Origin of the sequence: Bordetella ansorpii (assembly GCF_900078315.1) — a bacterium.
GTDB classification, from domain to species: Bacteria; Pseudomonadota; Gammaproteobacteria; order Burkholderiales; family Burkholderiaceae_B; genus Bordetella; species Bordetella ansorpii.
This window is the reverse complement of record NZ_FKBS01000025.1, coordinates 116,457-142,312: the sequence shown is the minus strand read 5'-3', so window position 1 is coordinate 142,312 and position 25,856 is coordinate 116,457. Positions and strand designations below refer to the sequence as shown.

22 protein-coding genes are annotated in these 25,856 nt (G+C 66.4%); 6 read left to right on the top strand and 16 right to left on the bottom strand.

Features of this window, described 5'->3' with window-relative positions; genetic code table 11:
• Positions 1-111: 111 nt before the first annotated feature.
• The 4 genes from A7W11_RS18260 (at position 112) to A7W11_RS18245 (ending at position 4,914) form a co-directional block, all read left to right on the top strand.
• The gene (locus tag A7W11_RS18260; RefSeq protein WP_066416625.1) at positions 112-1,002 is read left to right on the top strand and encodes a LysR family transcriptional regulator; all 891 of its coding nucleotides are present in this window, start codon (positions 112-114) and stop codon (positions 1,000-1,002) included.
• Positions 1,003-1,131: 129 nt separating this feature from the next.
• Positions 1,132-2,097: a Bug family tripartite tricarboxylate transporter substrate binding protein gene (locus A7W11_RS18255; RefSeq protein ID WP_066416622.1), complete on the top strand. Its 966-nt coding sequence runs from the start codon at positions 1,132-1,134 to the stop codon at positions 2,095-2,097.
• A gap of 7 nt (positions 2,098-2,104) precedes the next feature.
• Positions 2,105-3,409, top strand: coding sequence for a D-amino acid dehydrogenase (locus tag A7W11_RS18250; protein ID WP_235816914.1), 1,305 nt, complete (start codon positions 2,105-2,107; stop codon positions 3,407-3,409).
• A 41-nt stretch (positions 3,410-3,450) separates the two neighbouring features.
• Entirely contained in the window at positions 3,451-4,914 is a 1,464-nt protein-coding gene (locus A7W11_RS18245) for an N-acyl-D-amino-acid deacylase family protein (protein ID WP_066419177.1), read from the top strand.
• Positions 4,915-5,024: 110 nt separating this feature from the next.
• On the opposite strand, the gene A7W11_RS18240 is transcribed toward A7W11_RS18245, so the two are convergent.
• The 5 genes from A7W11_RS18240 to A7W11_RS18220 all read right to left on the bottom strand — a co-directional run bounded on the left by A7W11_RS18240 (position 5,025) and on the right by A7W11_RS18220 (position 10,888).
• Positions 5,025-5,354: a hypothetical protein gene (locus A7W11_RS18240; protein ID WP_156523144.1), complete on the bottom strand. Its 330-nt coding sequence runs from the start codon at positions 5,352-5,354 to the stop codon at positions 5,025-5,027.
• A 159-nt stretch (positions 5,355-5,513) separates the two neighbouring features.
• On the bottom strand, positions 5,514-7,514 hold the full coding sequence (locus tag A7W11_RS18235) for an FUSC family protein (RefSeq protein WP_066416617.1): 2,001 nt from the start codon (positions 7,512-7,514) through the stop codon (positions 5,514-5,516).
• An 8-nt stretch (positions 7,515-7,522) separates the two neighbouring features.
• The gene (locus tag A7W11_RS18230; protein WP_066416615.1) at positions 7,523-8,011 is read right to left on the bottom strand and encodes a MarR family winged helix-turn-helix transcriptional regulator; all 489 of its coding nucleotides are present in this window, start codon (positions 8,009-8,011) and stop codon (positions 7,523-7,525) included.
• A gap of 67 nt (positions 8,012-8,078) precedes the next feature.
• On the bottom strand, positions 8,079-9,431 hold the full coding sequence (locus A7W11_RS18225; protein ID WP_156523143.1) for a hypothetical protein: 1,353 nt from the start codon (positions 9,429-9,431) through the stop codon (positions 8,079-8,081).
• Positions 9,432-9,616: 185 nt separating this feature from the next.
• Complete coding sequence (locus A7W11_RS18220; protein ID WP_066416610.1) at positions 9,617-10,888, bottom strand: substrate-binding domain-containing protein; 1,272 nt, start codon at positions 10,886-10,888, stop codon at positions 9,617-9,619.
• 415 nt (positions 10,889-11,303) lie between these two features.
• Between A7W11_RS18220 and A7W11_RS18215 the strand changes: the two genes are divergently transcribed.
• A complete protein-coding gene (locus tag A7W11_RS18215; protein ID WP_066416608.1) occupies positions 11,304-12,590 on the top strand; it encodes a PstS family phosphate ABC transporter substrate-binding protein in 1,287 nt (428 codons plus the stop codon).
• A 116-nt stretch (positions 12,591-12,706) separates the two neighbouring features.
• On the opposite strand, the gene gspF is transcribed toward A7W11_RS18215, so the two are convergent.
• From gspF to A7W11_RS18165, 10 genes are all read right to left on the bottom strand, one after another.
• On the bottom strand, positions 12,707-13,912 hold the full coding sequence (gspF, locus tag A7W11_RS18210; protein WP_066416606.1) for a type II secretion system inner membrane protein GspF: 1,206 nt from the start codon (positions 13,910-13,912) through the stop codon (positions 12,707-12,709).
• A gap of 13 nt (positions 13,913-13,925) precedes the next feature.
• On the bottom strand, positions 13,926-15,392 hold the full coding sequence (gene gspE, locus A7W11_RS18205; RefSeq protein WP_066416603.1) for a type II secretion system ATPase GspE: 1,467 nt from the start codon (positions 15,390-15,392) through the stop codon (positions 13,926-13,928).
• Entirely contained in the window at positions 15,389-18,295 is a 2,907-nt protein-coding gene (gene gspD, locus A7W11_RS18200) for a type II secretion system secretin GspD (protein ID WP_235816913.1), read from the bottom strand. Before gspD ends, gspE begins: the two co-directional genes overlap by 4 nt.
• Entirely contained in the window at positions 18,292-19,011 is a 720-nt protein-coding gene (gspM, locus tag A7W11_RS18195; protein ID WP_082887340.1) for a type II secretion system protein GspM, read from the bottom strand. Before gspM ends, gspD begins: the two co-directional genes overlap by 4 nt.
• Positions 19,008-20,321, bottom strand: a complete 1,314-nt coding sequence (gspL, locus tag A7W11_RS18190) for a type II secretion system protein GspL (RefSeq protein ID WP_082887339.1) — start codon at positions 20,319-20,321, stop codon at positions 19,008-19,010. The genes gspM and gspL overlap by 4 nt, the downstream gene beginning before the upstream one ends.
• A complete protein-coding gene (gspK, locus tag A7W11_RS18185; RefSeq protein WP_156523142.1) occupies positions 20,321-21,334 on the bottom strand; it encodes a type II secretion system minor pseudopilin GspK in 1,014 nt (337 codons plus the stop codon). Before gspK ends, gspL begins: the two co-directional genes overlap by 1 nt.
• A gap of 23 nt (positions 21,335-21,357) precedes the next feature.
• On the bottom strand, positions 21,358-21,819 hold the full coding sequence (gene gspG / locus A7W11_RS18180; RefSeq protein WP_066416594.1) for a type II secretion system major pseudopilin GspG: 462 nt from the start codon (positions 21,817-21,819) through the stop codon (positions 21,358-21,360).
• Positions 21,820-22,421: 602 nt separating this feature from the next.
• Positions 22,422-23,054, bottom strand: coding sequence for a PulJ/GspJ family protein (locus tag A7W11_RS18175; protein WP_066416592.1), 633 nt, complete (start codon positions 23,052-23,054; stop codon positions 22,422-22,424).
• A 7-nt stretch (positions 23,055-23,061) separates the two neighbouring features.
• A complete protein-coding gene (gene gspI / locus A7W11_RS18170; RefSeq protein ID WP_082887338.1) occupies positions 23,062-23,487 on the bottom strand; it encodes a type II secretion system minor pseudopilin GspI in 426 nt (141 codons plus the stop codon).
• 11 nt (positions 23,488-23,498) lie between these two features.
• Entirely contained in the window at positions 23,499-24,002 is a 504-nt protein-coding gene (locus A7W11_RS18165; RefSeq protein WP_066416590.1) for a prepilin-type N-terminal cleavage/methylation domain-containing protein, read from the bottom strand.
• Positions 24,003-24,135: 133 nt separating this feature from the next.
• Here A7W11_RS18165 and A7W11_RS18160 point away from each other — a divergent pair, with 133 nt between their 5' ends.
• Positions 24,136-24,588 (top strand): type II secretion system protein N, encoded by a 453-nt coding sequence (locus A7W11_RS18160; RefSeq protein WP_156523141.1) that lies wholly within the window; start codon positions 24,136-24,138, stop codon positions 24,586-24,588.
• 10 nt (positions 24,589-24,598) lie between these two features.
• On the opposite strand, the gene A7W11_RS18155 is transcribed toward A7W11_RS18160, so the two are convergent.
• Positions 24,599-25,579, bottom strand: coding sequence for a LysR family transcriptional regulator (locus tag A7W11_RS18155; protein WP_082887337.1), 981 nt, complete (start codon positions 25,577-25,579; stop codon positions 24,599-24,601).
• Positions 25,580-25,856: the final 277 nt, after the last annotated feature.

Genomic DNA, 25,856 nt, shown 5'->3' with positions numbered 1-25,856 from the left:
ACTGCCCGGGCACGCCTTGGCATCGCCGGGGCCGGGCCGTTCCGCAGCACGCGGGCCCTCGTCCGCCCCACGGATATACTGGCGCGACGTGTCCACCTCCCCGTTCCGCCCATGCGCCTGCGCCATCTGGAGATCTTTCACGCGGTGATGCGCACCGGTTCGGTCAGCGGCGCCGCCGCCTTGCTGAACCTGTCGCAGTCCGCGGCCAGCAAGGCGCTGGCCCAGGCCGAGCATGCCCTGGGCCTGACCTTGTTCCAGCGCGTGCAGGGCCGTCTGGTGCATACCCGCGAGGCCGAACAGTTGTATGGCCAGACGACCCTGCTGTTCGCCCAGGCCGACAACGTGCAGCGGCTGGCGCGCAATCTGAAGCGCAATCCCGAGGGGCATCTGCGCATCGGCTGCATTCCCAGCTTCGGCCTGAGCGCCATTCCCGGCGCCGTCCAGGCGTTCCGGCAGGAATATGCCAGCATGCCCATGGAAGTGCTGACGGGCAATGGCGACGAAATGGTCGACGCCTTGCTGGCGCGCGAGCTGGACGTGGTCATCTGCTTCGACATGCCCTTGCGGCCGGCCCTGGCGCGTCTGCCGCTGGGAGAGATCCGCGTGATGCACGTCTCGCCCGATACCGGACAGCAAGAGCAGGAAACCGCCGCGGTCGACCTGGAAACCCTGGACGCCTCGCAATGGATCGGCCTGGGCGGCAGCGATCCGGTGGCGCAGCAGATCCGGGATACGTGGGAGCGCCTGCAATCGCCGGATGCCGCGCCGATGCTGGAGACCCGCACGTATTACGTGGCCGCCGCGCTGGCGCGGCAGGGGCTGGGCTTCGCGCTGGTCGACGAACTGACCGCGCGGGCCATGGGACACGGCCTGCGGATGCGGCCGCTGGACCCTCCGGTCACGGTCGAGGCCGTGGCCTTCCACGTGGCGTCGGACGTGCGCTCCATCGCGTTGGATGCGTTCATCGACATCCTGCGCAGGCAGTTCGCCCGCGTGGGCTGATCCCCGGCGGGAGGTAGTCGAAAACGACTACCCCCCCGTGCCTTTTTCCCTTGGCGCAGGCCGTGCCGGCTTCGATACTGTGCCCAGGCGCCATCTTTCACGAGCGCCGCGACATATCAAGGGAAACCCATGCGTACTTCGACGGTGCTTCGCTGTCTCTTCACTTTTGGCCTGGCATTCGCCGGCGCCGCCCACGCGCAATGGCCCGAACGGCCCGTCCGCATCATCGTGCCATCGGCCGCGGGCGGCAGCCCCGACATCATGTCGCGCCTGATCGGCAAGGCGCTGGGCGACCGCATCGGCCAGGCCGTGGTGATCGAGAACCGTCCCGGCGCCGGCGGCAACATCGGCATGCAGACGGTGATGAACGCCGCGCCCGATGGTTACACCATCGGCTATGGCAACAACGCCACGCTGGCCACCAACGAGTTCCTGTTCAACACGCTGCCCTACGATCCGAACAAGCTGGCGCCCGTGATCAAGCTGGCCACCACGGCCAGCCTGGTGGTGGTCAACGACAGTTCGCCCATCAAGAGCGTGCCGGACCTGATCGCCTACGCGAAGAAGAAGCCGGACGGCGTGGTGTTCGGCTCGGGCGGCACCGGCACGACCAGCCATCTGGGCGCGGAACTGTTCAAGACGATGACGGGCATCAAGGGCATGCACGTGCCGTACAAGGGCGCGCCGCAGGCCATCAACGACCTGCTGGGCAGCCGTTTCGATTTCATGTTCGACAATATCGCGTCGGTCGGACCCAATGTGGAAGGCGGCCGCCTGCGCGCCATCGCGGTCACGTCGATCACGCGTTCGCCCCTGTTCCCCAACGTGCCCACGCTGGACGAGTCGGGTGTGAAGGGCTTCCAGATGGAAGCCTGGGGCGCGGTGGTGGCGCCGCCGGGTACGCCCGATGCCATCGTCACGCGCCTGAACGCCGAACTCAATGCGGTATTGAAGGACGAGCAGGTGCGCAAGCAACTGGCGCAGTTGGCATTCATTCCCACGGGCGGCACGCCGGCCGACCTGCGCACGCTGATGGCGTCCGAGCGCGAGAAGTGGGGCAAGGTGGTGCGCGAGAGCGGCGCAAAGGTGGATTGACGCAGCGATGACCGAGATGTCCCATGCAGGCGGCGCCGCGCCGGATCGCGACGCCTATTGGCAAGCCCGGCGCGCAGGCGATGCACGGGGCGGTTCGCGCCACGTCACCATCATCGGCGCGGGCATCGTGGGCCTGGCCTCGGCCGCCGCGCTGGCACGGGCGGGGCGTTCCGTGACGGTGCTGGATGCGGCTGCCGCGCCGGGCTTGGAAACCAGCCTGGGCAATGGCTGCCAGCTGTCGTATGGCTACGTGGCGCCGCTGGCGCAGCCCGGCGTGCTGGCCGAGCTGCCCAAGCTGCTGTTCGCCAAGGGGGCGCCACTGAAGCTGGTGCCGCGCTGGGACCCCGCGCAATGGCGCTGGCTGATGTCCTTTCTGGGGGCCTGCCGCGCGGACCGCGCCAGGGAAGGCTCGCTGGCCTTGCTGATGCTGGGCCGGCTGAGCCACCAGGAAACCGACCTGTGGATGCAGGGCGCGGATGCGCAGGCGCTGAGCTTCGCGCGCAGCGGCAAGCTGGTGGTGCTGCCCTCCGAAGCCGCAATGGCCAAGGCCGAGGGACAACTGAAACTGCAGGCCTCGGTCGGCCCGCTGCAGCAGGCCCTGAGCGCCGAGGAGTGCCTGCGCCGTGAGCCCGCGCTGGCGCGTTTCCGCACGCGCATGGCGGGCGCCATCTACACCCCCAGCGAATGCGCCGTCGACAGCGCGGCGCTGTGTGTCGACCTGAGAACCCGCCTGGAGCAACGCGGCGTGTGTTTCGAATTCGGCGTTCGCGTGCGGGGCTTCCAGCGGCATCGGGATGGCGGGGTCACGCATCTGGTCACCGACCAGGGCACGCGCCAAGCCGAGGACATCGTGCTGGCCACCGGGCCGCACAGCGCGGCCATGGCGCGCATGCTGGGTTTCTCCGTGCCGGTGTATCCCCTCAAGGGCTACAGCATCACCGTGCCGATTCTTGATCCGCATGCCGTGCCGCGCGCCAGCGTGACGGATGCCGCGCGCAAAGTGGTCTACGCCCGCATCGGCCAACGCCTGCGCGTGGCGGGCGTGGTCGAGATCCGCGGCTACGACCGGCGGCTGGACATGTCGCGCATCGACGAACTGGTGGCGCACACGCGCGAGGCCTTCGGCGACGCGGTGGACCTGAAGTCGGTCACGCCCTGGATGGGGCTGCGGCCCGCCACGCCGACCTCGGTGCCCATCATCGGCAAGTCGCCTGTGGATAACGTGTTTCTCAATATCGGGCAGGGCGCGCTGGGGTTGACCCTGGCGTTCGGATCCGCCAGCCGCCTGGCCGACGCGATGGCCGCGGCATAACGGCGACGCGCTTGAAGACCCTTACAACATCGGGGATGGACATGAGCACCTCGCAGAAGTACGACCTGCTGATCGTCGGCGGCACCGTCATCGACGGCACGCGGCAGCCGCGTTTCGACGCCGACGTGGGGGTGAAGGATGGCCGCATCGTGGCGGTGGGGGACCTGTCCGGCCATGACGCGGACACCATCCTGCCAGCGCACGGCAAGATCGTGGCGCCGGGCTTCATCGACTCGCACACGCACGATGACCAGGCCTTGCTGACCCAGCCCGACATGCCGTTCAAGGTGTCGCAGGGCGTCACCACGGTGGTCACCGGCAACTGCGGCATCAGCCTGGCGCCCCTGCGCACCGATGCCGAGCTGCCTTCGCCACTGAACCTGCTGGATGCCGATGGCGGCGAACGCTTCCCCACCTTCCGCGCATACGTCGATGCGCTGCGCGCACGCCCGGCAGCAGTGAACGTGGTGCCCATGGTGGGCCACACCACCTTGCGCGTGATGGCCATGCAGGACCTGGGCCGCGCGGCCACCGAGCCGGAGGTGCGGGCCATGCAGGCGCTGCTGCAAGAGGCGCTCGATGCCGGCGCGGTGGGCATGTCCACCGGCACCTACTATCCGCCCGCCGCCGCGGCCACGACGCAGGAAGTGGTCGAGGTGTCGCGCCCGCTGGCCGCGAAGCAGGCGCTGTACGTCACGCACATGCGCAACGAGGCCGACCGCTGCATGGAGTCGCTGGAAGAGACCTTCTCCATCGGCCAGGAAGTGGACACGCCGGTGCTGGTGTCGCATCACAAGCTGATGCGCGCGGCCAACTTCGGCAAGTCGGTGCAGACCTTGCAGCGCATCGAGAAGGCCATGCGCTGCCAGTGCGTCAGCCTGGACTGTTATCCATACACCGCCAGCTCGACCATGCTGCACATGGACGAGGAACGCCTGCAAGGCAAGGTGGTGATCGCGTCCAGCGGCGCGTTTCCCGGCATGCAGGGACGCGATCTGCAGGACATCGCCGACGAGTGGGGCGTGTCGCGCGTCGAGGCCTCGCGCCGCCTGCAGCCCGCCAGCGCGATCTACTACAGCATGGACGAGCAGGACGTGCAGCGCATCCTGGCGTTCGAGCCCACGATGATCGGTTCCGACGGCATCCCGTCGGGCGACCGGCCGCATCCGCGGCTGTGGGGCACGTTCCCGCGCGTGCTGGGGCGCTATAGCCGCGACATCGGGCTGTTTCCGCTGGAGACGGCGGTGTGGAAGATGACGGGATTGACGGCCGGGGTATTCGGTCTGGAAGGGCGCGGCGTGATTGCCGAAGGGCATCATGCGGACATCACCATCTTCGATGCCGAGACGGTGCTCGACACGGCGGACTACGACAATCCCATGCAGCCGGCGCGCGGCATCGAGGCGGTGGTGGTGAATGGGGCGGTGGCGTATCGCAACGGTGAACACCTGCATACGCGCACGGGGGCGGTGCTGGCGCGCACGCAGGCACGTACGCAAGGCTAGGCCGGCCCTGGCATTCCCGGGGTTCCCCACGGGATGCGGTACTGGCCGTGCGTGTGTGCAAGCCGCGGCGCGCGGGCGTTCGAAAGCGATTCAGCGAGGGCCTCGCGCCCTCAAGGTCCCTGCACGTGCCGGATCCACATCGGTGCAAGCCAACCCAGCAGACCGCCGATCAAGGCTGCCATCGCGGCGGTCGATAGCGAACTGAACAGCCAGCCGCCCACCAGAAATCCCGCAATGGCGCCACACGAGGTCTGATAGAGCGCCGCGTGGCGAAACGCCTTGGGCTCGAACTCGGGGGCGGCGATCAGGCCAAGCAGCAGGCCCGGTACGGCGGCCATGACGCCCAGCGCCATCTTGCCGCCGCCGGTCAACAGGCCGATCAAACCAAACAACGCCGCGCCGCCCAGGGCGCAGTACAACGAGATCTTCAGGGCTTTCATGTCCATCCAATGCGATCGGCGGGAGGGCAACCTTATCACTGCCGGCGTGGCAGGTGGAAATTCCCTGGCCTGATGCAATCGGAGATGCGGCGGCAGGCTGGGCGGCGTCATGGATTCCAGATGCCTGACCGCGCCTGGCGCCGTGCACACGGCAAGGAATCAGGCGGCCTGGTGCCTGAACAGGCTCATCCGCAACCCCACCAGGCTGTGCAGATAGTCGTCATTCCGTCGCGTCTCGGCGTCCTTGCTCTCGCGCGCGATGGCGGTGTCCAGGCGCTGGCGCAAGGCCTCGCTGCCAGCCTCGGGCGTGCCCGCCGCGCTTTGCCGGCGATAGTGCGCGGCTACGTCCGCCAGGATCTCATCCAGGCCCGCGAGCACTGCGGGCTGCAAGCGCGGCCGCACGCGGCGCAGCTGCAGCAGGTTCAATCCCACCCGCGTATCGGCCAGCATGTCGATGCCCTCGATGCCATTGCCGCGCGAGGCCCGCGCGATGCGCGGCGCCAGCACGCCCAGCAGATCCAGTATCCGCGCGATCAACTGCTGCTTGTCCGCGGGGCCGCCGCTGCCCGCGGCTACTTCCGCCAGCATGCCCCATGCGCGCCGCGCCAGCCGCCGTGCGGACCACTCCACGCTGACGGAACGGAACACCTTGGTGAAGACCACGGCGAAGCCGATGCCGATGACCATCGCCACGGCATTGTTCACGAAGCTGACGATGTCGTACTCGCGCGAGTTCTGCACGCTCAGCAGCGCGGCCAGGTTCACCGTCAGAGGCAAGCCGATCTGCATGGTGCGAGGCCCGTACATCATCACGCCCAGCGGCAGGAAGATCAGCGCCAGGCAGGCGACCAGCGTGCCGAATTCGTGGATGGCCGGGAACACGCCGAACAGGCAGACCGCGCCGATGACGGCCGCCACCGCCAGCCACAGGCCGAAGCCGAAGATGGCCGGTGCGGGATCGTCCTGCGAAGCGAAGAAAGCCGAAGCAATGGCCGCCATCATCGCGCCGTTGCCGCCAGCCTCCCAGCCCACGGCGATCCACACCAGGCAGTACGCGAACAGCGAGGCGCCGGTGCTGAGCGCCGCCATGGCCGCCATGCCGTGATCCACGTGGCGTTCCTGGCCCAGCCGCAGCGATGGAAAGCGCGAATGCCGGCGCGGCACCGCGCCTGGCGCATGGATGGCCACTTCGCGCAGACTGGCGCAATCCAGCCACAGTCCGATCAATTCATCCAGGCGCAGCAGCAGGCTGGCAAGCAGCAGATCGTGCTCGGAGGTGCCCGCGGGCCGCAAGGCCGCCACGCGCGCCCGCAGCGCCGATGCTGCCGCTTCGTCCGCGCCCTCGTGCTGTTGCAGCCATGCGCCGATGTCGTCCAGCAGACAGCCCAGCGCGGCGGGCAGGGAGCCATCGGCCTGCAGCCGCACCAGACGATCCGATAGGGACGACAACACCGGCAGCAGCAACAGCATGCGCTCGCGCAGCTTCTCCAGCGCACCAGCGATCCCGGTATGCCGATGGCCTTCGTGCCGCATCATCGCGATCAGCGACTCGAGCTGCACCAGGTCGGCCGACAGCTTGGACAGCGGCACTTGCTGCGGCTGTCCGTGCCGGATCCCGTGATACCAGCGCGCCGCATCCTGCATCCAGCTGCCGATGCGTCCGTTCAGTGTGGGCCTTACCGAGGCGGGCAGCAGAATGGCGGCGAAGGCGATGGCCATGCCGGCGCCCAGCATGATCTCTTCGCTGCGCGCCACCACACTGTCGAAAATGGTCTGTGGCGACTCGACCGCGGGAAATCCCAGCAGCGCGGCGGTGTAGCCGGCCAGCATGAACATGTAGCCGTTGGGGCCGCGATGCAGCAGAGCGATATATAGCGCCAGGCTCAGCCACAGCGCCATCGCCGCGCTGAGCAATACGGGCGCGTGCACCAGGTTGGGCAGCATGATCAGCGTGGCCACCCCACCGATGAAAGTGCCCAGGATGCGGTACAGCCCCTTGGCCCGCGTGGGGCCCACCAGGGGCTGGGAGACGATATATACCGTCATCATGGCCCAGTAGGGCCGCTCCTGCCCGCTGGCCATGGCCACGTACAGGGCCGCGGCGGCGGCCAGGAAGGTCTTCAGCGAGTACAGCCAGGCTTGTCTGTCCAGAAACGGCATTGCGAGGACTACTTCGGTACGGCGGCGGTGCGGCGGGGGCGTATGTCGGCTGGCTCGGCCAGGTAGGCGTCCAGATTGGTTTGGAGATGATCCAGCACCTTCAACGTACGGCGCACGTCTTCCTCGGTGGCGCCCTTGAACAGGCGGGCGCGCATCGCGCTCAGCTCGGGTTCGATGGCGTCGTTCAGGCGTTGGCCCTGGCGGGTCAGGCGAACAAGCCTTGCACGCCGATCGCTTTCATCGGCCAGGCGTTCGACCAGGCCCGCTTCCATCAACTGATCCAGCACACGCACCAGCGTCGGGCCCTCGATGGCCAGCAACTCGGCCAGCCGGGCCTGACCCACGGGCTGCCCGGCCTGCGCCAGGTAGCGCAACGGAAACGCCGTGGCGTCGGTCAAGCCATGGGGTTTGAAGATGCTGTCCATCTCACGGCGGTAAAGCCGTGCCAGCAGCACCAGCCGGCCACCTAGTTGGGCAAGCAAAGCATCACGGTTCATATTTAATAGCTAAGCTAATTAATAGCCTGGCTAATTTACTATGCCATGGCGCCCAGCGCAAAGAGGCTCATTTGGCGGCGGTGCTGGCCGCGCCCATGTACGCGACGACCGCGACTTTCAACTTCGTGGCGCGCGCCACGTTTTCGGCGGGTTGCGATGCCAGTTGGCACGTCACCCATTCGGTCAGCCGCTGCGTGACCTTGTGCGCCGTGTCGATACCGTCCAGCTTCTGCTCGGCGGCCCAGCCGCAAATGCCGCAGCGGTGGGTCACGCTGCTGTAGTGCAACAGCACGGACTTGCCCTCCAGCGGAATGTCTCGGATGGCCCGGCTGCGTCGCCATTTCGTGGTGATGTCTTCCGAGCCGCACAAAGCGCACCGGTCCACCGAGGGTGTGCCACGCAGATAGATATGGTGTCCATCCGCGTCGGGCAGATAGCGCGTGACGACGGTAGCTGGCAGTGGACGCCAATCCGCCATGGGCACCGTCTTGGGAGTGAAGGTCCATTGCAGACCGCCCAGTCCGATCAGGATGCGGCGCACACTGCCCACGGGGATGCCGATGCCCGCGGCGATGTCCTTGTCCTCCCGTAACCCTGCCTGTTTCTGGATCCATGAGATCAGGCGCTCGGTCAGGCGTGGATGCCGCGGCAGGGCTGCCACACCGGGTAGCGGTTCGATGAACGCCCGCCTGCAATCGTGGCAGCGAAAGGCGCGGTACGGCGTGATCACGAGCGCGACGTGCTTGCCATTCAGTGGCTTGTCGTGCACATGGGCGGCGTGTGTAGCGGTACGTTGCACATGAAGGGATCCGCACTCCGGACAAGGAGGACGCGATAGCTTCGTATGAAGATAGACATCGTACCGGTGCGGACCACTGACGTGATGCGTCGCCTGCAAATCGGGCAGGTTGAAGGCTTCGGGCGCGCCGGGCCGCGAGCCGTGGCGCTTCTCGGCGGTGGCTTGCAGTATGTCGCGTACTGCCGACAAGCGTGCTCCGCATTGGCGCGTCACGTCCTCGATGGTTCGCGTGTGCTGCGTGGCAATCCAGTCCGCCAGCCGGTGCGTGATATGCCGCCGCGGGTCGACGCCGGGTAGCGGGCTTTCCAGCATGGTGCGGCAGAACCGGCAGCGGTGCGAATGCCGGCGGACATGCAGGGCGACTGCCATGCCATGTAGGGGGACATCGTGGATGGCGATTTCAGCTCGTGGCATGGGCAGCGGGGCGTCGGCGCCGCAGTTGGGGCATTGCGCGGGGACCTCCTCGGCATGGGCGTGCAGGGCATAGCCCGCGGCCGTGCGTCGGATATCTACGCCGGTGTAACCCAGCGACTGCCAGTGAGACTGCAACTGCACGAGGGAGGGGGCGCCGGCTTCGCTGACGCAGGAGTGGTGGACATCGGGGTGTGCGCCGGCCTGCATCGCGATGGACCTTTGATAGAACTGCCCGGAGAGAGACGCGGCGCTGCGCAGGTGGGCAGAGATAGGATGGCTGGGTGATGTGAAGGGCGGGACCGGACGTAAGGACGCCGCCCCAGGCATTGCTGCTTGGGGCGGCGCGACTGTCTAACTACCTAGCTGCGATGCTTCGCAACCGTCGTGTCCGATTAACGGCCAGCGACGCTGCTGCAGTAGGCGGTGGCGGCGCCGATCAGCAGTTGGCCGCCGTTCGTGTTGCCCACCGTGAAGGCGCCGCGGATGGCGGACACCAGGGTCGAGGGCAGCGGAACGAAGGCGTGATCGCGGATGCGGGTCGCGTTGGCGAAGTGGTTGTCCAGGTACGCACGCAGGGCCGATTCCGTGGCAGTCGGTTGACCCGGGGTGCGGGCGTCCGAGTAGCACTGGCTCAGCAGCAGGTTCGTCGTGCCCACGATCGGGTAGCCGGCCGAGGGGTTCGACACCAGCTTGACCCAGTTCAGCGGGTTGCCGGGGTTGTCGGTGGCGGAGTAGCCAGCGGCGGCGGGATCGGTCACCAGGGTGCCGGTCGGGGGGATCAGCGAGGCGGCCAAGGCGGTGTTGATGTTGGCTTCGGCGGGCGCGTACGACACGCCGTCGTTCGCGTTACGCAGACGCAGGGCGTAGGTGCCGGCGCCGGGCGTGTAGTCGGGATCCGGGCTCAGGTAGGCGATGGCTTCCGGCGTCGAGTTCAGGGCGCTTTGCACGCCGCCGCTGCCTTCCACTTGGACGAAGTTGGCGGGCAGGGTGTTGCCCGGGAAGTTGTTGCGGAACGTGCCGTTGCCGGAGAACGTGACCACGGTGTTGTCGGCGCGGGTCGTTTCAGCGGCCGTGCAGACGGCGGCCAAGTGTTGCGTCAGCAGCGTGGTCGTGCCGCTCGATTCCTGGCGGACGATGACGGTGATCGGCGTGCTGGGCAGCGTCGAGCTGATCTGGTTCCACTGGGTCAGGCGGCCCGACATGACGCCGCACAGCTGCGACTTGGCCAGCGTGGCCAGGTTCGTGGAGGTCACCGAAGCCGACTTCGCGTAGACCAGAACCGGGGTCGCGACCATCGGGATCTGGATCATGCGGCCGTTGCCGGCCGACGAGCCCAGGTTGCCCAGGCCGGCCGACGAGATGTAGTTGTTGTATTCCGTGGAGGTCATCGCGGCATCGCTCGCGCCGAACTGCACGGTCTGGCCAGCGGTGCCCTGAACGGAAACGGCGTTGTTGGTCAGGAAGCCGGTACGGCCGCCGCCGCTACCGACGCCGCCGTAGTGCCAGGTGTGGGTGCTGTTGACCGGGTCGAGGTACTCGGCTTCGTACAGCGGCTGGGGCAGCGTGGCGCCGCCAACGGTGAAGGTGACAGCCGAAGCGGTCGAAGCCAGGCCGGCGAACAGGATCGCCGAAACCACGGCCTTGATCTTGAATTGCTTGTCCATGAAAAAAACCTCTCGCATGAGTTCAGGCACTTCTATGGAAGGGGGACAGCAAGACGGACACTTCCACATGCCGCCTTGCTTCGTGTCGTTCTGTGTGACGACGGAGTGAATTCTGAGCTTGCAAGGCTTCGGCAAAATTGCCGAATGTCGGGATATTGATGCTTGCTGGAACGGGAGGAATGTCCGGATATCCGGAGGTTCTTTCAGCAATTGCCTGTACGCGGAAGTGCGTGCTCCACTCGCACCGCACTTGGTGAATAGCGCTCCCGGTCATCGCGACATTCTGAAATCTTGCCGAAGCCCGGCACGTCCACGCTGGTATCCGCTCGTCGATGGTGGCGAGTAGAAAAAGGCGGCTCGTGGAAGTGCCCGCCTTGTTTCCATCGAAAAGTCTTTACTCATGCGAGGAAGAATCATGGATAAGCATTGCACTATCGGAGCGGTCGCCGCGGTGGCGGCCTGCATCGGCATGTCGATTGCCGGCGGCGTCGCTTCCGCCGCCACATTCAATGTCGGAGGCGCGACATTGCCCCAACGGCTTTATGAGGAAGAGTTCGCGACGCCGCCGAACGATCAGCACACGTGGAACTATGGCGAGGTTGGCAGCCGACATGGTCGCGCGGCCTTCCTTTTGAACGATTCGACGCGGTTGAGTTTGCCGCTGGGCGGCAAGGTTCATTTCGGGACGAGCGAGACACCTATGACAGCCACCGAGTACAGCTCATATACGTCTGTCTTCGGCCTGGGGAATCTTGGCGCATCGACCGGGCATGGTCGCTTGATCCAGATCCCGTTGGCGGTGACGCCTGTCATGATCTATGCCAAGTCGCTGTCCCAGGCAGTTACTCAGTCTTCCTTTGCGTCGCTGACGAAATCGCAGCTGTGTGGCGTATTCTCTGGCGCCATCAACCGTTGGTCGCAGCTCAACCCCGCGTTTCCCAACAGGCCATTCAAGGTGATCGTGCGCCTTGAACCCAGCGGCCCGACCAGTCTGCTGACGCGGCATCTCCAGGCCGTATGCACCAGCGGCGAAACGGGCGGCATGACCTTCAACGGCAACGAGCAGTTCCGGATGAATTTTCCGAATGGAGAGCTGCCTCCAAACTTCGTCGAGGTGCTGAAGGACCAAGGCGTCAGTGATGCCCTGAACATGGGAATTCCGCCGGATGCGTTGCCCGAAGCGATGACCTACCTGAGTCCGGACCCCGCCTATGTGCCGATCGGCTCGGCCTATGCGCTCAGGCTGCGCAACCGTAACAACTCCATGGACTACGATGGCTGGTCGACCACCGCCGTGATGTTGGGCATCGGTTCCGCGTTGTCCGCACCTTCTGGGCCGCTCGTGACGGATCCCACCGTTGCTGGATACACCAGTGCCACCAATCCCGGGTATCCCCCGAATTGGGTGAAAGAGATTTCCGACCCCGTCCAGGGTTATCCGATTGTCGGTACGACGAACTTGATTCTCAGCCAGTGCTATGCCGATGCACGCTTGCCGGGACAGCTGACCCTTACGGAGACCGCATTGCGCATGTTCGTGAATGATCATTACGCCAACACGATGCGTATCCTGTCCCACGCGATGGTTCCCTTGCCCTCGGCATACATGGATGCCATCCGGCAGACGTTCTTCACGGGCGTGCGTTGGAACGGCCAGTTGGCTATGGGGGGAGCCTACTGCGCCAGCGTGGTCGGCCGGTAGAAGAGCGAGCATTGGGCATGCGCCCGGCAAGGCATTTGGAATGCGTGCCACGCCGCCTCGGGATATCGGCGCCCGCTGGATCGAGCGGAATATTCGGATGTCCGGAGTGCTTTCCCCTACTGCACCAGCTGATTCATGCTCATGATGGGCATCATCACCGCCAGCACGATGGTCAGCACCACGCCGCCCATGGTCAGAATCATCAGAGGCTCCAGCATGGCGGTCATGCGCATCGCGCGCCGTTCCAGGTCGCGCGACAGATTTTGCGCCGAGCGTTCAAGCATCGGCGGCAAGGAGCCGGTCTTTTCGCCGCTGGCGGTCAGGTGGATCAGGTTGGCCGGAAACACCTTCTGGGCCCGCAGCGATCCCGCCAGCGGATGGCCCTCTTTCACGCGTGCCGTCACGTCCAACACGCATTGGCGCAGCCGGTCGTTGCCCATTGTCTGGCGCGCGGCCTCCAGGGAACGCAGCAGCGGTACGCCCGCGTCCATCAGGATCGCCAGCGTCGAGGCGAAGCGCGCCGTGTTCACGCCCAGCGCGAAACGTCCCAGTACGGGCAGCCGCAATACCCGGCTGTGCCATGCCAGCCGCGCTGCGGGCTTGCGCAGGTGCAGGCGCCACAGCGCCAGCGCGCTACCCAGCACCAGCGCGGTCAATCCGCCCCAGCTGCGTACGTATTCGCTGACGGCCAGCATGATCTGCGTGATGGCCGGCAATGTCTGGCGGGCCTGCGAGAACGCGCTGACCACCTGCGGCACGACATAGCTCAGCATGAAAATGACGATGCATACAGACACGCAGCCCACGATGGCGGGATAGATGAAAGCGGTCAGCACCTTGCTGCGCAGCGCATCGCGGTTTTCCATGTAGTCCGCCAGACGCTCCATGACGCGCGCCAGATCGCCGGAGTCTTCGCCTGCGCTGATCAGCGCCCGATAGATCTCCGGGAAGTCGCGCGGGCGCCTGGCCAGCGCGTCGGCCAGGCGCATGCCGCCCCGCACGTCCTCGCATACCGCCGTGAACACCTCGGCGACGTATTTCTTCTCGGCCTGTTCGATGGTCGCGGTCAGGGCGGACTCGAGCGGCAGCCGCGCGCCGAGCAGGCTGGCCAACTCACGCGTGGCCCAGGAGAGATCGGCGGCGCCGAGTTTCGGACCGAGCAGGGCTGCCGAGGCGGCGGCCTGGGCGATCTCGACGATGTCCAGCGGCGTCAGGCCGCGGCCACGCAATTGAGCGCGCGCGGCGCGAGGACTGTCGGCCTGCAACTGGCCCCGCAGCATTTTTCCCGTGCCATCGGCGGCGGAATAGCGGAAGTTCGGCATGATGGGTTCTCCGTCAGGTGTCGCCCGTGACGCGCACCAGTTCTTCCTGCGAGGTCATGCCGCTGTCGACCCAGCGCTGGCCGTCCTGGTACATGGTGCGCAGGCCTGCCTGTATGGCGGCCTCGCGCAGGGTTTGTTCGGGAGCCTGTTCGTGGATCAGACGCTGCATGTCGGGATCCACGACAAACAGTTCATGCACCCCGGTGCGCTTGCGGTATCCCTGGTGGTTGCATTGCGGGCAGCCTACGGGTTCGTATCGTGTGCGGCCGTCGGGAAGGACGACGGCCTTGCGGCAGTCCTGGCACAGGCAGCGCACCAGCCGCTGGCCCAGGACCCCCAGCAGTGTCGACGCCAGCAGGAAAGGCGCGACCCCCATGTCGACCAGGCGGGTCACGGCCGAGACCGAATCGTTGGTATGCAGCGTGGCCAGCACCAGGTGGCCGGTCAGCGAAGCCTGCACCGCGATCTGCGCGGTCTCCAGGTCCCGGATTTCACCGATCATGATGACGTCCGGATCCTGGCGCAGGATGGCGCGCAGCGCCATCGCGAAAGTCAGCCCGATTTCGCTGTTGACGTGGATCTGGCTGATGCCGGCCAGGTCGTATTCCACCGGGTCTTCCACCGTCATGATCTTGGTGGTGGTAGCGTCGAGCTGGCCCAGCCCGGCGTACAGCGTGGTGGTCTTGCCGCTGCCGGTCGGCCCGGTGACCAGTACGATGCCGTGGGGCTCATTGATCAGCCCGTCCAGCCGCGTCAGCAGCCGGCTGTCCATGCCCAGCCGCTCCAGTTTCAGCCGGCCGGCCTCTTTGTCCAGCAGGCGCAGCACCGCGCATTCTCCGTGGCCGGTGGGAACGGTGGATACACGGATGTCGATCGGCCGTCCACCCACCCGCAAGGCGATGCGGCCGTCCTGCGGCAAACGCTTCTCGGCGATGTCCAGGTGCGCCATGATCTTGATGCGCGAGATCAGCGCGGCATGCAGCGCCTTGCGCGGGCGCACCACCTCGCGCAGCGTGCCGTCCACGCGATAGCGCACCACCGAGTGCGTCTCGTAGGGTTCGATGTGGATGTCGCTGGCGCCCTCGCGCGCGGCCTGCGTGAACAGCGCATTCATCATGCGGATCACCGGCGCGTCGTCCTGGGCGTCCAGCAGGTCGGTCACTTCGGGCACGTCCTGCATCAACCGATCAAGATCGACTTCGTTCTCGGCCGCGCCGACCACCGACGCGGCGTCGCCCGCATCGGCCGAAGCCTGCGAGAGCAGCGCGTCCATCTCGGCATCGGACACCTGGCGCAGCGCCACGGCGCCATAGTGCCGCCGCACTTCCGCGATGGCGATCGAGGGGGTCGCCGGGCAGACCAGTATCTCGGCCTGATCCCCTGTTTCGCGCATCAGCGTGCGATTGGCGCGTGACCAGGCGTAGGGTAGCGGGGCGCGCTGCCGGCCCGCACGCACGCCGTCATCCAGCGCGGCGCTCATTGCCCGACCACCAGTTCGGGTTGGTAACCCAGCTCCCGCAGGACCTGTATGGTGGCATCGACGGCGCGCGGATCGCGCGGCACGTCCACGCGCAATACGTAGCCGCTGCCGCCAGGCCCCGTCATCGCATAGCTCTTCAGGCCACTGATGCGGGTGCGCTGTACGATCAGATCGGCCTGCTGGCTGTCGCGGGCGTCGGCGAACTGCAACGTGTTGATGTTGCCCGTGTCGGGACGGCCATAGAGCGCCGAGGGATCCGCGGCCACCGTGACGCCTGCGGGCAGGCGGGTGCGCACCGGGGGGGGCGTGTCTGCCTGGTGGCCCGCAGACGGCGCCTGCCGGACGTCGGTTGTCGAGACGGTCGTGGGCGGAGACTGCTTGAGCGTCTGGTCTACGCCCTCAGGCCGCAGATCGTAGATCCGGCCGTCGCGCGTGGAGGGCACGCCCAGCGGAGGCAGTGCCGGGGCGCCCATGTCGGGCAGGGCCCAGTTCTGGGCGGGCTGCAGCGCGCCTTGCGCCCGCCGCATGTAATCGTAGCGGCTGGCCGTCAAGCCCCGACCCTGGGCCGCGTCGCGCACCACGTAGGGCCGCAGGAACACCATCAGGTTCGTCTTGACGCGCTGGCGCGTGTCGTAGCGGAACAGCGCGCCCAGCACTGGAATGTTGCCAAGCAAGGGCACCGCATCGCGCCCGGTGGTCACGCTGTCCTGCAGCAGGCCGCCCAGCACCATGATCTGGCCGTCATCCAGCATCACGCTGGTGTCCAGCGCACGCTTGTTGGTCACGATGCCGCCCAGCGTGGCCGAGGCCTGGTTATCGATGTTCGACACCTCCTGGTAGATGTCGAGCTTGACCGTGCCGCCTTCGGAAATCTGCGGGCGGATGTTCAGCTTCAGTCCGATGTCTTCGCGCTCGACCGTCTGGAAGGGGTTGTCGCTGCCGCCGCCGCCCGTGGTGACGTACTGTCCCGATACGAACGGTACGGTCTGACCCACCATGATGGTGGCGGGTTCGTTGTCCAGCGTCAGCAGATTGGGCGTCGAGAGGATGTTTGCGCCGTCACGCGACTGCAGGGCACGGGCCAGGAGCTGCAGGTTCAGCACTTCACCGATGCCAGGCAGATTGATCGAGCCGCGCATCACGCCGATGTTCAGCCCGGAGGGAAGCGCGTCGATGCCGGTGGTGGCGTTGGTGTTGATGCTTGTGCCGCCGAAGTTCGCTCCGCCGAAGACGCGGCCGTTGCCTGCCATCCACTGGATACCCAGTTGCGCGGCGTCGGTTTCGGTGACTTCGACGATCAGGCTTTCCACCAGCACCTGTGCGCGCCGCTGGTCCAGCATGTCGATCACTTTGCGCAGGCTGCGATACATGGGCTCGGGCCCATTGATGATCAGCGTATTGGTGGTCGAGTCGGCCTGGATGGTGACGCCTCCCGCCGAGAAGGCCTGCTGGCCGTTGCCGGTCTGGTTCGTGCCGCTGCCGCTTGACGAACCTCCGGCATAGGCGCCGTTGGCATTGCGCAGGCTGCTGCCGGACGAGCCCAGGCCGCCCGTGGTGCTGGATGCCGTGTTGCCGGAAGAGGAGGTGCGGGTCGTGCCGCTGGAGGCACTGCCGCCGTTGCTTCCCGCCTGGCCGCCGCCGCTGAGCATGCCGCCCGCGCCCAGCGCGGCACGCACGGCGGCGTCCGCGCCGCCCGCCTGTCCCGACGTGCCGCTGTCTCCGGTCAGCACGCCTCGCAGGACCTCGGCCAGATGGGTGGCCTGGGCATTGCGCAGGTAGACGACGTGCAGATTGTCGGGATCGGCCTGGGCGTCGTCCAGCTGCTGGATCAGGTCGCGCGCGAACTTGGCGCGCGCGGGACTGCTGGCGCGGATGACCACGTTGTTGGCGCGTGGATCGGCCACCACGACGATGCGCTGCGTCGCGTCGGGGCCTTGTTGCTGGGCGTCCAGCAACTGGCTGGCCACGTCTGCGATGTCCATCGCGATGCCCTGGCGGATCTTCACGACGGCGGTGCTCAACGAGGAAGGGGTGTCGATGCTGGCGATGATCCGCGCGATCCGGTCCAGGTTGTCGGCGTAGTCGGTAATCACCAGGCTGTTGCTGCCAGCGGAGGCGGTGATGGGATTGTTCGTGGCGATCATCGGCCGCAGTACGGGGACCAGCGATGCCGCGTTCTCGTAGCTCAGGCGGAAGGTCCGGGTCACGATCGACCCCGCCGAAGGCGAAGGGTTCGGGCCCGCGCCGCTGGTCACCACGGGACTGCTCTGCAGTTTTGCGTCGGCCTCCGGCACCACCCGCGTTCCGCCCGCCACGTCCACCGCGGCGAAGCCGGCCATGCGCAGCGAGGCCAGCAGCATGCCGTATGCGGCGTCAGGCGAAACTGGGCGCTCGGATACCAGGTTCAAGTTGCCCTTGACGCGAGGATCCACCAGAAAATTGCGGCCGGTGAAACGGGCCATGACGCGCAGCACCGAGGGAATATCGGTGTCCACGAAGTTGAGCATCACATCGTTCTTGCCGCCGCTCGAGGGGCGATCGGGCGAGTTGGCGGACGTGGGCGCCGGAGTTGGGGGGGCCGCGTGCGAGGATCTGGGCGCGGGCAGCGGTTCGGGCTCGCTGAACGACGGCGTGAAGGTACGCCGAGGCCGAGGAGATGCCGGCGGCGGGGCCACACCGGTCATGGGCCGGTCGCCGGCCTGCGAAGGCTGCACCGTGACGCGGGTGGCCGGCACGTCGGCGGCATCCGCGATCGCGGGCAGCAGGGGACCGCCCTCGGCGCCGTCTTGCGGCGCGGCGCAACCCGACAGCGCGGTGGCCGCCGCCAACACGCTGGCAAACAATGCAGTGGGCGCCGGCAAACGGCTGCCGCTGCCGGTTTTGTTCTTCTGCTTCAACGTCACGACTTGTCCTTGTCCTCTTGGGAAGGGGGGGCCAGGATCACCTGGCCTGACATTCGGCCGGCCGAGGGCCGGCTCCGCGCGGCAGGAGACGCGGCCGGTTGCGGCGCATTGGCGGGAGGGACCCACGTCATCCCCGCGGGAACCACGGGAGCGGCATCGGGGCGTTCCAGGGCGACGGAGTCGACTGACAGGCCCAGTTCGGCGGGCGACTGCAGCATCCAGGGCACCACGGCGCGTACCGGTGCATCCTTGAACTGCACCTGCCAGCGCGCCACGCCGCCCGCCGCTGGCTCCAGGGTGTAGGTGTTTTTCAACGCCGCGGAATCCAGGCTGTCCGCGAGCGCCCGCCGGACAGATTCGGTATCGGATGGCGCAGCCTTGAGGGACGGACCCGCGCGGCGACTCGCCAGGGCCTGCTGAACCACGGTTTCGATTTCCGTGCTTTGGGTTCGTAGCCGGGGCAGTTCGGTCTGCAGGCGCTGTATGCGGTTCAGGGCGGGCTCCACGCCGACCAGCCAGCCGGCGGCCAACAGCATCACCGCGGAGCAGCCCGCCAGCAGAATGCGTTCTCGTGCGCTGCGCTGACCCCACAATGTGCTGATCTGCTGACGGGTGTCTCGCCATTGGCGTTGGACACTGTCGGGCAGCCTTCCGGTAACCCCGGACCGATGGCGCGCGTTGCCCGCGGGCGCAAGGTGGGACGGGCGTCGTGTCATGGCATGCTCCGGGCAAGCGCGGCGGCGGAGGAGGGCGGCATCCGTTCCGTCGCGGTATCCGGCGCCGCGCGCCGCAGCCGCCAGCCCGTGGGGATCGCTTCCGCTTGCACGCCAGCCTGCTGCAAGGGGGCAAGCCACTCTGGCGTCGCGGCCTGGTCCGTTCGAGGAGGGTTCGAGGATGCGGCGTGTCTGCGGCCATCCGTGGCTGGAGGCGTGGCGGCGCCCCGGCCCAGATCCAGCTCGAGGGCGCCATCCGTGTAGCGGACCGCCCGGATCTGCCCCTCGGCGAAGGTCATCGTCTCGCGGGCCACGTTCAGCAGAAAGGCCAGTTCGGCTTCCGCGCTCACGTTCGTGGCATGCTGCGTATCGCGCTGCTGGCGAGCCTGGCGCAGCGGATCGATCACTGTGCGCAGTCCCGGAAAGGCCTCGCGCACCCGCTCGACGTTGCGGGCTTGCAGCGCCTGGGCCGAATGCTCCAGCCGCCAGGCATACAGGTTCAATCCCGCCATCCACGTCAGGGCGGCCACGCCGCACCAGGCGGCCGCGCGTCCCCAGCCGCTGCCTCGAACGGCCGCGCCCAGGCCGAACTCACTCGTTCCGATTGCCCAGGGCGCACGTGGAGCCGCCCAGCATGCGTCGGGCGGGAAGGTCGTTGCCGGCGTATCGCCGAGCGCGGGCCACCAGGCGGGTATGGCGTCCAGCCAGGCAACCTGGCGTGGCGCCATCAGGCTGATCTGGCCGCGTAGCCTCTCGATACCCAGGCCTGTCGACTCGGAAAGCGCGTCATCCGCATCGAGCGGCATCACGAAGCCGTTGTCCGCGTCCGTCCGGACTACCACGTATCCATGGGCCCATTGCGCCGTCCAGCCGTCTTCAGGCAAGGGCAGCAGAAATGGCGCGGGCCACAGCGCGCGCAGCGACAGGCCGGCGGCGGCAAGGATATCGCGGGCCGATCCTGCCGCGTCGCGATCCGTCCAGGTGATCGCGATGCGGCCGGCGGCCGTGCGCTTGCCGTGCCCCACCGCCAGATTGGCCAGGTCGCCCAACAGATAGGGCTCGACCATACCCACCACCGCGGTGCGCATCTGGCCGGCAGGCAAAGGCGGCAGGCTGGCCGTCATCATGGAGGCGTCCGCCGGGTGCAGGATCGCTTCCATCACTGAACCTTTCCACCGCTGTCCCAGTGCGTGTAGCGGACGTGACCCGGTTTCGATGGGCGGCTGACCCTCGCGTTTGTATGCCGCGTAGTCGAGAACGCTGTTCGCGCTCAGATCGGACAGCCGGGGCAGGCGTACGCGCAATCGCGCCATCACGCACCCTCCCGCGACCAGATGGTGTGCACCTCCGCGCCGCCGCGCAGCAGCAGGGCGTGCAGCAACATGATGGATTGGTCCAGCCGTGCAGCGCCGACGAACTGGAACCAGTTGCTCTGGACCACGATGCGCACGCTGTTGGTGGCCAGCTCGGGCATGTTCAGGCGGTTCAGGAAGTCGGTCTGGTCGATGAACCATTGGCCGCCGTCGCGCTGGGCGACCAGCGTTCTGGCACGGTCCAGCGCAAGTCCGGGAACGATGGCGGCGATGACTTCGGGACTGGCGGTGTTGACGTTCACCAATGTTGCATTGGGCAGCAGGGTGAGGTGGGGGCGAAGTCGTTCGATGGCGGCGGGATCCAGCCCAGGTACGCTGCGCAGATCGTCCAGTCCACGGGGGATGGGGGCCGCGGCCAATACGCCTTCACGCTTGCGCGCACCCTCGTCTTCCGTCACGCCGTTGGCTTCCGGCTGCGATACCAGGATGCGCTGTGCGATGAGATCCGCGACGCTGGGCTCCAGTCCGACCAGGCCGCACAGTTTGCGGACCTGCTCCAGCAGCGCCATGTCCAGCCTGCCTTGGAACGCCAGGCTGCGCAGATTGAGTTTGCCCTGCTCGTCCTGCAGCTGCGCGGTGATGATCGGCCCGGGACGATCGTCCTGCCGGACGTCCGCCAGGCGCGTATCGACGATGGGCTGGGCCCACAGGCCGCCGCGATGCGTGCGTGCATCGCGCTCGGCGTCGCTGCGTAATTGCCGTTCGGCGCTCAGCAGCCCGCCGTGCAAGGCTGCCTGCAGCTGCGCGCGCACCAGGGCGGTCTGTACGGCTTGTACGTAAGCGCCCTGGCGCTGCATCAACATCGCTGCGATCGTGGTCACCGCGGCCACGACGATGAGCGCAGCGATGACCGCCATGCCGCGTTGGCCGTACATTGCGAGAGGCGCCCGCCGGGCCGTGGCGCGCGGAGACGACGAGGCTTGCCGCGCGTGCGGCTCATGGGGCAAGGACATGTCGGTCGGCTCGTGTCGTCGGTCTACAGTTGCCAGGATCCGATGTCGGCGTCGGCGCCCTCGCCGCCGGGCTGGCCGTCCGCGCCGAAGGAAAACACGTCGATCTCGCTATGCGAGCCTGGATTCAGGTACTGATACGGCTTTCCCCAGGGATCGTTTGGGAGGCGGTCCAGGTAGGTGTGCCAATTGTTCGCGCCCGTGGCCGGTTTTTCGGCCAATGCTTTCAGCCCCTGGGATTCGCTCGGGTAGCGGCCCTGATCCAGCCGGTACAGCTTGAGCGCCTGCATCAACGCGCTGACGTCCTGCCGGGCAGCTACCGCTCTGGCCTGATCGGGGCGATCCAGCACGCGAGGCACGACCAGCGCGGCCAGGATGCCCATGATGACCACGACCACCATGATCTCGATGAGCGTAAAACCCTGCTGCGCGCGTGGCGCAAGACCCGCGGCACGCACCGCATCGGCAGGAAAGCAGCGACCACGCATGACAAGCGCTCCCGTGTTGCATCGAAAGACCTCATGGTCACAGGCGCGCGTGTCAATTGCATGGAGCAATATCCGGAGGTTTCCGGCGGTGATACGTTGGTCTGGGCAATAGAAATTTCGGCCGTGCGCGACGAGCGTGCACGGAGGATATGGGGCCGGTGGCGACAGGGCTTTCGGCCTGCGGCAGCGTTCCCGGACAGTCCGGCCCTACCAGAGAAAGGCAGGGCTTCCGACGATCAACGTGCGGATAACGGGTGGCGAGGCGACTCTCGGTCTTTTTGTCACGCAAGAGAAATAAATCTCCGCGTAGAATCAAAAATGGTGGACTCTACGATTGGAGAGTGGCCGATGGTGATTCGCCTTTGGCGCGTTATCTGAAGCAGGCACTTCCACGCACTCGCATGCACGATCCTGTCGTCAGAGCCACCCCTTTTTCTGCTCGCCACGAGACATGGTTACGCATGGTCTGGCTGGAGGCGGGCAGATATGGCTTATGGTGCCGCCGGGATGACAAGCGTGGCAATGTTAAGCCATCTTTCATATCGCCAATTTGACAGAACCTCAGGTGATTGCGCCGGCTGCCCAAGGCCGTGATTGGAGAATCAGTCGAGCGCCAGCACGCGGCGATAGCGTATCGGTTGCGAGGGAGAGCCCTGCGTGATGGTGATCTCCAGCGCAACGATCTTCGACGCATCGACGGATCCTGGCAGCGCCACCCACCCACGTCCCGTCTGCAGGCCGCGCACGTCGAAGCCGGCCACTTCCTGCATGGCGGCGACAGGGGTGGACGCGGCTGCCACGGGCAGGGGGTACGCAGAGGCAGCAACGCCTGCGGAACGATACAGCGTCGAACCCGAACGCCACCACTGCACACGTTGCCAGTGGCCTGGTGCAGTCGAGGCGCGGATGATGTCGATGCGCGATGCGCCTTGCGAACCTCGTTGAATCGAGATGGAAGGGGTGATCGACAGGGCGGAGTTGGAGGCGCCGGCCCTGGCCAGATCTGGCGGCACTTCGATGGTCGTTCGCCACGCGACGTCGCGTTCGATCTGGTCGAAGGTATGGACCAGCGCGAGCGTCTGTTCGGTAGCGCGGTTCAGGTGGTCGCCCGCTCGCGTGGTGCTGTCCAGCGCACGCCATGACAGCAAGGAAATGATGCCCATGATCAGCATGGCCACCATGACTTCGATGAGCGTGAATCCGCGTTCGCGTCTTCTGATCTTGAATGATGCCATCGCCAGTTCATCCCGGGGGTTCGATGACGCTGCGCAGCGAGGCCAGCGTGCGTTGCGGCTCGTCCGTTCGATAGACTTCTATCGTCACCACGCGTGATCCGCCTTGCGCCATGCTGACCCGGGTTTCGCAGGTAAGCGAAAGCGGGCCCTGAGGACAGGGCGTGCGTGCCGTGCCGCTGGGCGGCGCGGCCGTGTCCACCTGTAGTTCGGTCATGCGGTTCTTCGCGGAGATCAGCGCCAGGGAGCGATCGCGCAACGAGCCGTTGGTGCCGGCAAGCATGCCCGTCGCCCTCGCCGCGGCCGCCAGGGCGAAGCCCACGATGGCCAGTGCGACCAGCACTTCGATCAACGAGAAGCCGGCCTGCGCCCGTGCCACGTCGCCGCGGCGCTTCGAACGCGGTGCTACCGTGCGTGGATAACGGCCGATGTTCATGTGCGCAACACCTATTCGACCTGGAACTGGCCGGTTGGCCCGCGGCGCAGCACCACGCGGCTTTGGCCCTCCACCAAAGTCAGTTCCCAGGGGGCCTGGAACCATTCGTCGTTCAGCACCACCGGCCCCGCTGGCAGTACCCGCACGTTGCCCGATTGCCATTGGCGAGGACGCAGCGCGTCGTTGCGCGAGAAGTCGTCCAGTCCGGCCAAGGTCGAAACCTGGGGCACCGTCGCGCCATCGACCCAGACACCGCGGACGAAGCGGTAGCCGGATTCATCGGCTTGCCACGCAATCACTCTGCCGTCGATATGGACTTCATTCTGTGCGATCATGAACAGGTTCGCCAGACGGCGGGCATCCTGGCGCAAGCCGCGCGACGGATCGGCCCCGATACTCAGGCCTACTGTTGTCGTGGCAATGCCGACGATCACCAGTACCACGAGCACTTCGATCAACGTGAACCCGAGTTGGATGGGCCGGCGCTTACCTGGGGCTGGCGCAAACGAGGTCATCGAACCGGCCTTTTCCGAACAATGGGAATTTATCGTAGGGCGGCTGGGTGATCGTTGTGTGAATGAAAGACGGGTGTTTTCCTTCAAGCATGCCGCGGTGGCGTAGCCCTGCATACGACTTATGGATATTCCCATGAATGCTCGCCTTGGAACTGGTATGTCGATGTCCGTGCCGTCGTTGGCCAGCGCGTTGGGCATCGCACTGACCATCGGCGCCCTGGGTCTCTGGGGCTACAGGCTGGCCGCTCCGCTGCCCCAGCCCGCGCCGGCCGTAGCCGTGGTGAAGCCGGCGGACGACGGGCAGGTGGATGGTATTGCGCAATGGCTGGCGCCCGGTCCGCAGAAGGTCGACGTCAAGGTGGTCGGCGCCCTCATTGCTGGCGCGAACAGCGGTGCGGTGTTGTCCGTCAATGGCAGTCCCCCCAGGGCCTATGCCGTCGGCGAGAGCCTGGCGCAATCGGTCGTGCTCGATCGCATCGATGTCGATGCCGTGGTGCTGGACCAGGAGGGCAAGGCGGTGCGCTTGCCCATGCCCGTGCTTCCCGTACTTCCTGAGCGCGGCATCGTGCCGGCAACCGCCGACTGATCCCCGAGCGTCAGCCGGCCGCCAGCGGCGCGGCTTGCCTGGCTGGGGCCGCGCCGCGCCAGCTTTGGGCAAGCAGATCGGCAACTTGTGCGTACAGGGTGTCATGGGCATGCATGGCGATGGACAGTTGCATGCGAGGCAGGGCGGGCAAGCCCTGTCCGTCCAGCACCTGGCAGCCCGGCGGTATTTCGCTTTGCGCCAGCGCGGCCACGCCCAGTCCGGCGAGCACGGCGGCGCGGACGTTACCCAGCTCGCCGGCCATGCACGACAAGCGCCATTTCCGGCCGGCATGCACGAGTGCGTCGATGGCCGTTTCCCGATGGGCGCAGCCTTCATAGAAGGTGACCAGAGGTACAGGGTCGGAAGCCTTTGGCCGCCACTCGTGCGATGCCACCCAGTGCATCGGTTCCACACTCAGGCGTCTGCAGGGGACCGGGGGCGAGGCGCTCTCGGGGGACTTGAACAACACGACGTCTAGCCGATGCGCTTCGAACTCGCGCAGCAGATGATTGGACACGCCCGCCGTGACCGGCACTTCCAGGGAGTGATAAGGGCCTGTGAGCGCGACGGCCAGCGCGGATGCCACCTTGGCGATGGTGTCGGCGGGCGCGCCGACACGGACTTGTCCATGCAGCTTCGATTCACGTAGCGCCTCGACGGCAAGGTCCACTTGCTGGAGACTTTCGCGAATGGCCATCAGGAAGCGCACGCCGCTTTCCGTGATGTTCATCACGCGGCCCTTGCGCCGCGACACCAGCGTCGTGCCCAGGACCTGCTCGAGCTGTTTCAGCTTGTGCGTGATGGCTGGCTGCGAGCGATGCAGCGATTGTGCCGCCAGATGAAAATTCCCGGAATCGGCGATGGCGACGAAAGCCCGCAGTTGATCCAGCGTGATCCGCGGATCGCCGTATATCCGCGGTGACGAAGCGGGTGCTCCGTTCAAATCATTCGTACCTTCTCGCCGGTCACTCTGGGCAGGACCATCTTGCATGGGGGGTGACAACCTATCTGAACTGCGTGTGTTCGTAACAGAATATGGGAAGGCAGATTGCACTACGTGAATTTTTTGTTGCGCGAATTTCGGTTGTGCTCGACCGCTACAGAGTGGACGTGCGCCAAAGGACACCGAAGTCTTGTCGTCAAACTTATTGAGATGACGAAAAAACGAATTTGCAGAGTTACGTTGCGCTGAATAGAGTGATACGTACGGGTGGCGACGAGTTCGGACAGTATTCGTTCGTACCTCGTTCGCGATGCACCCGCGGTCC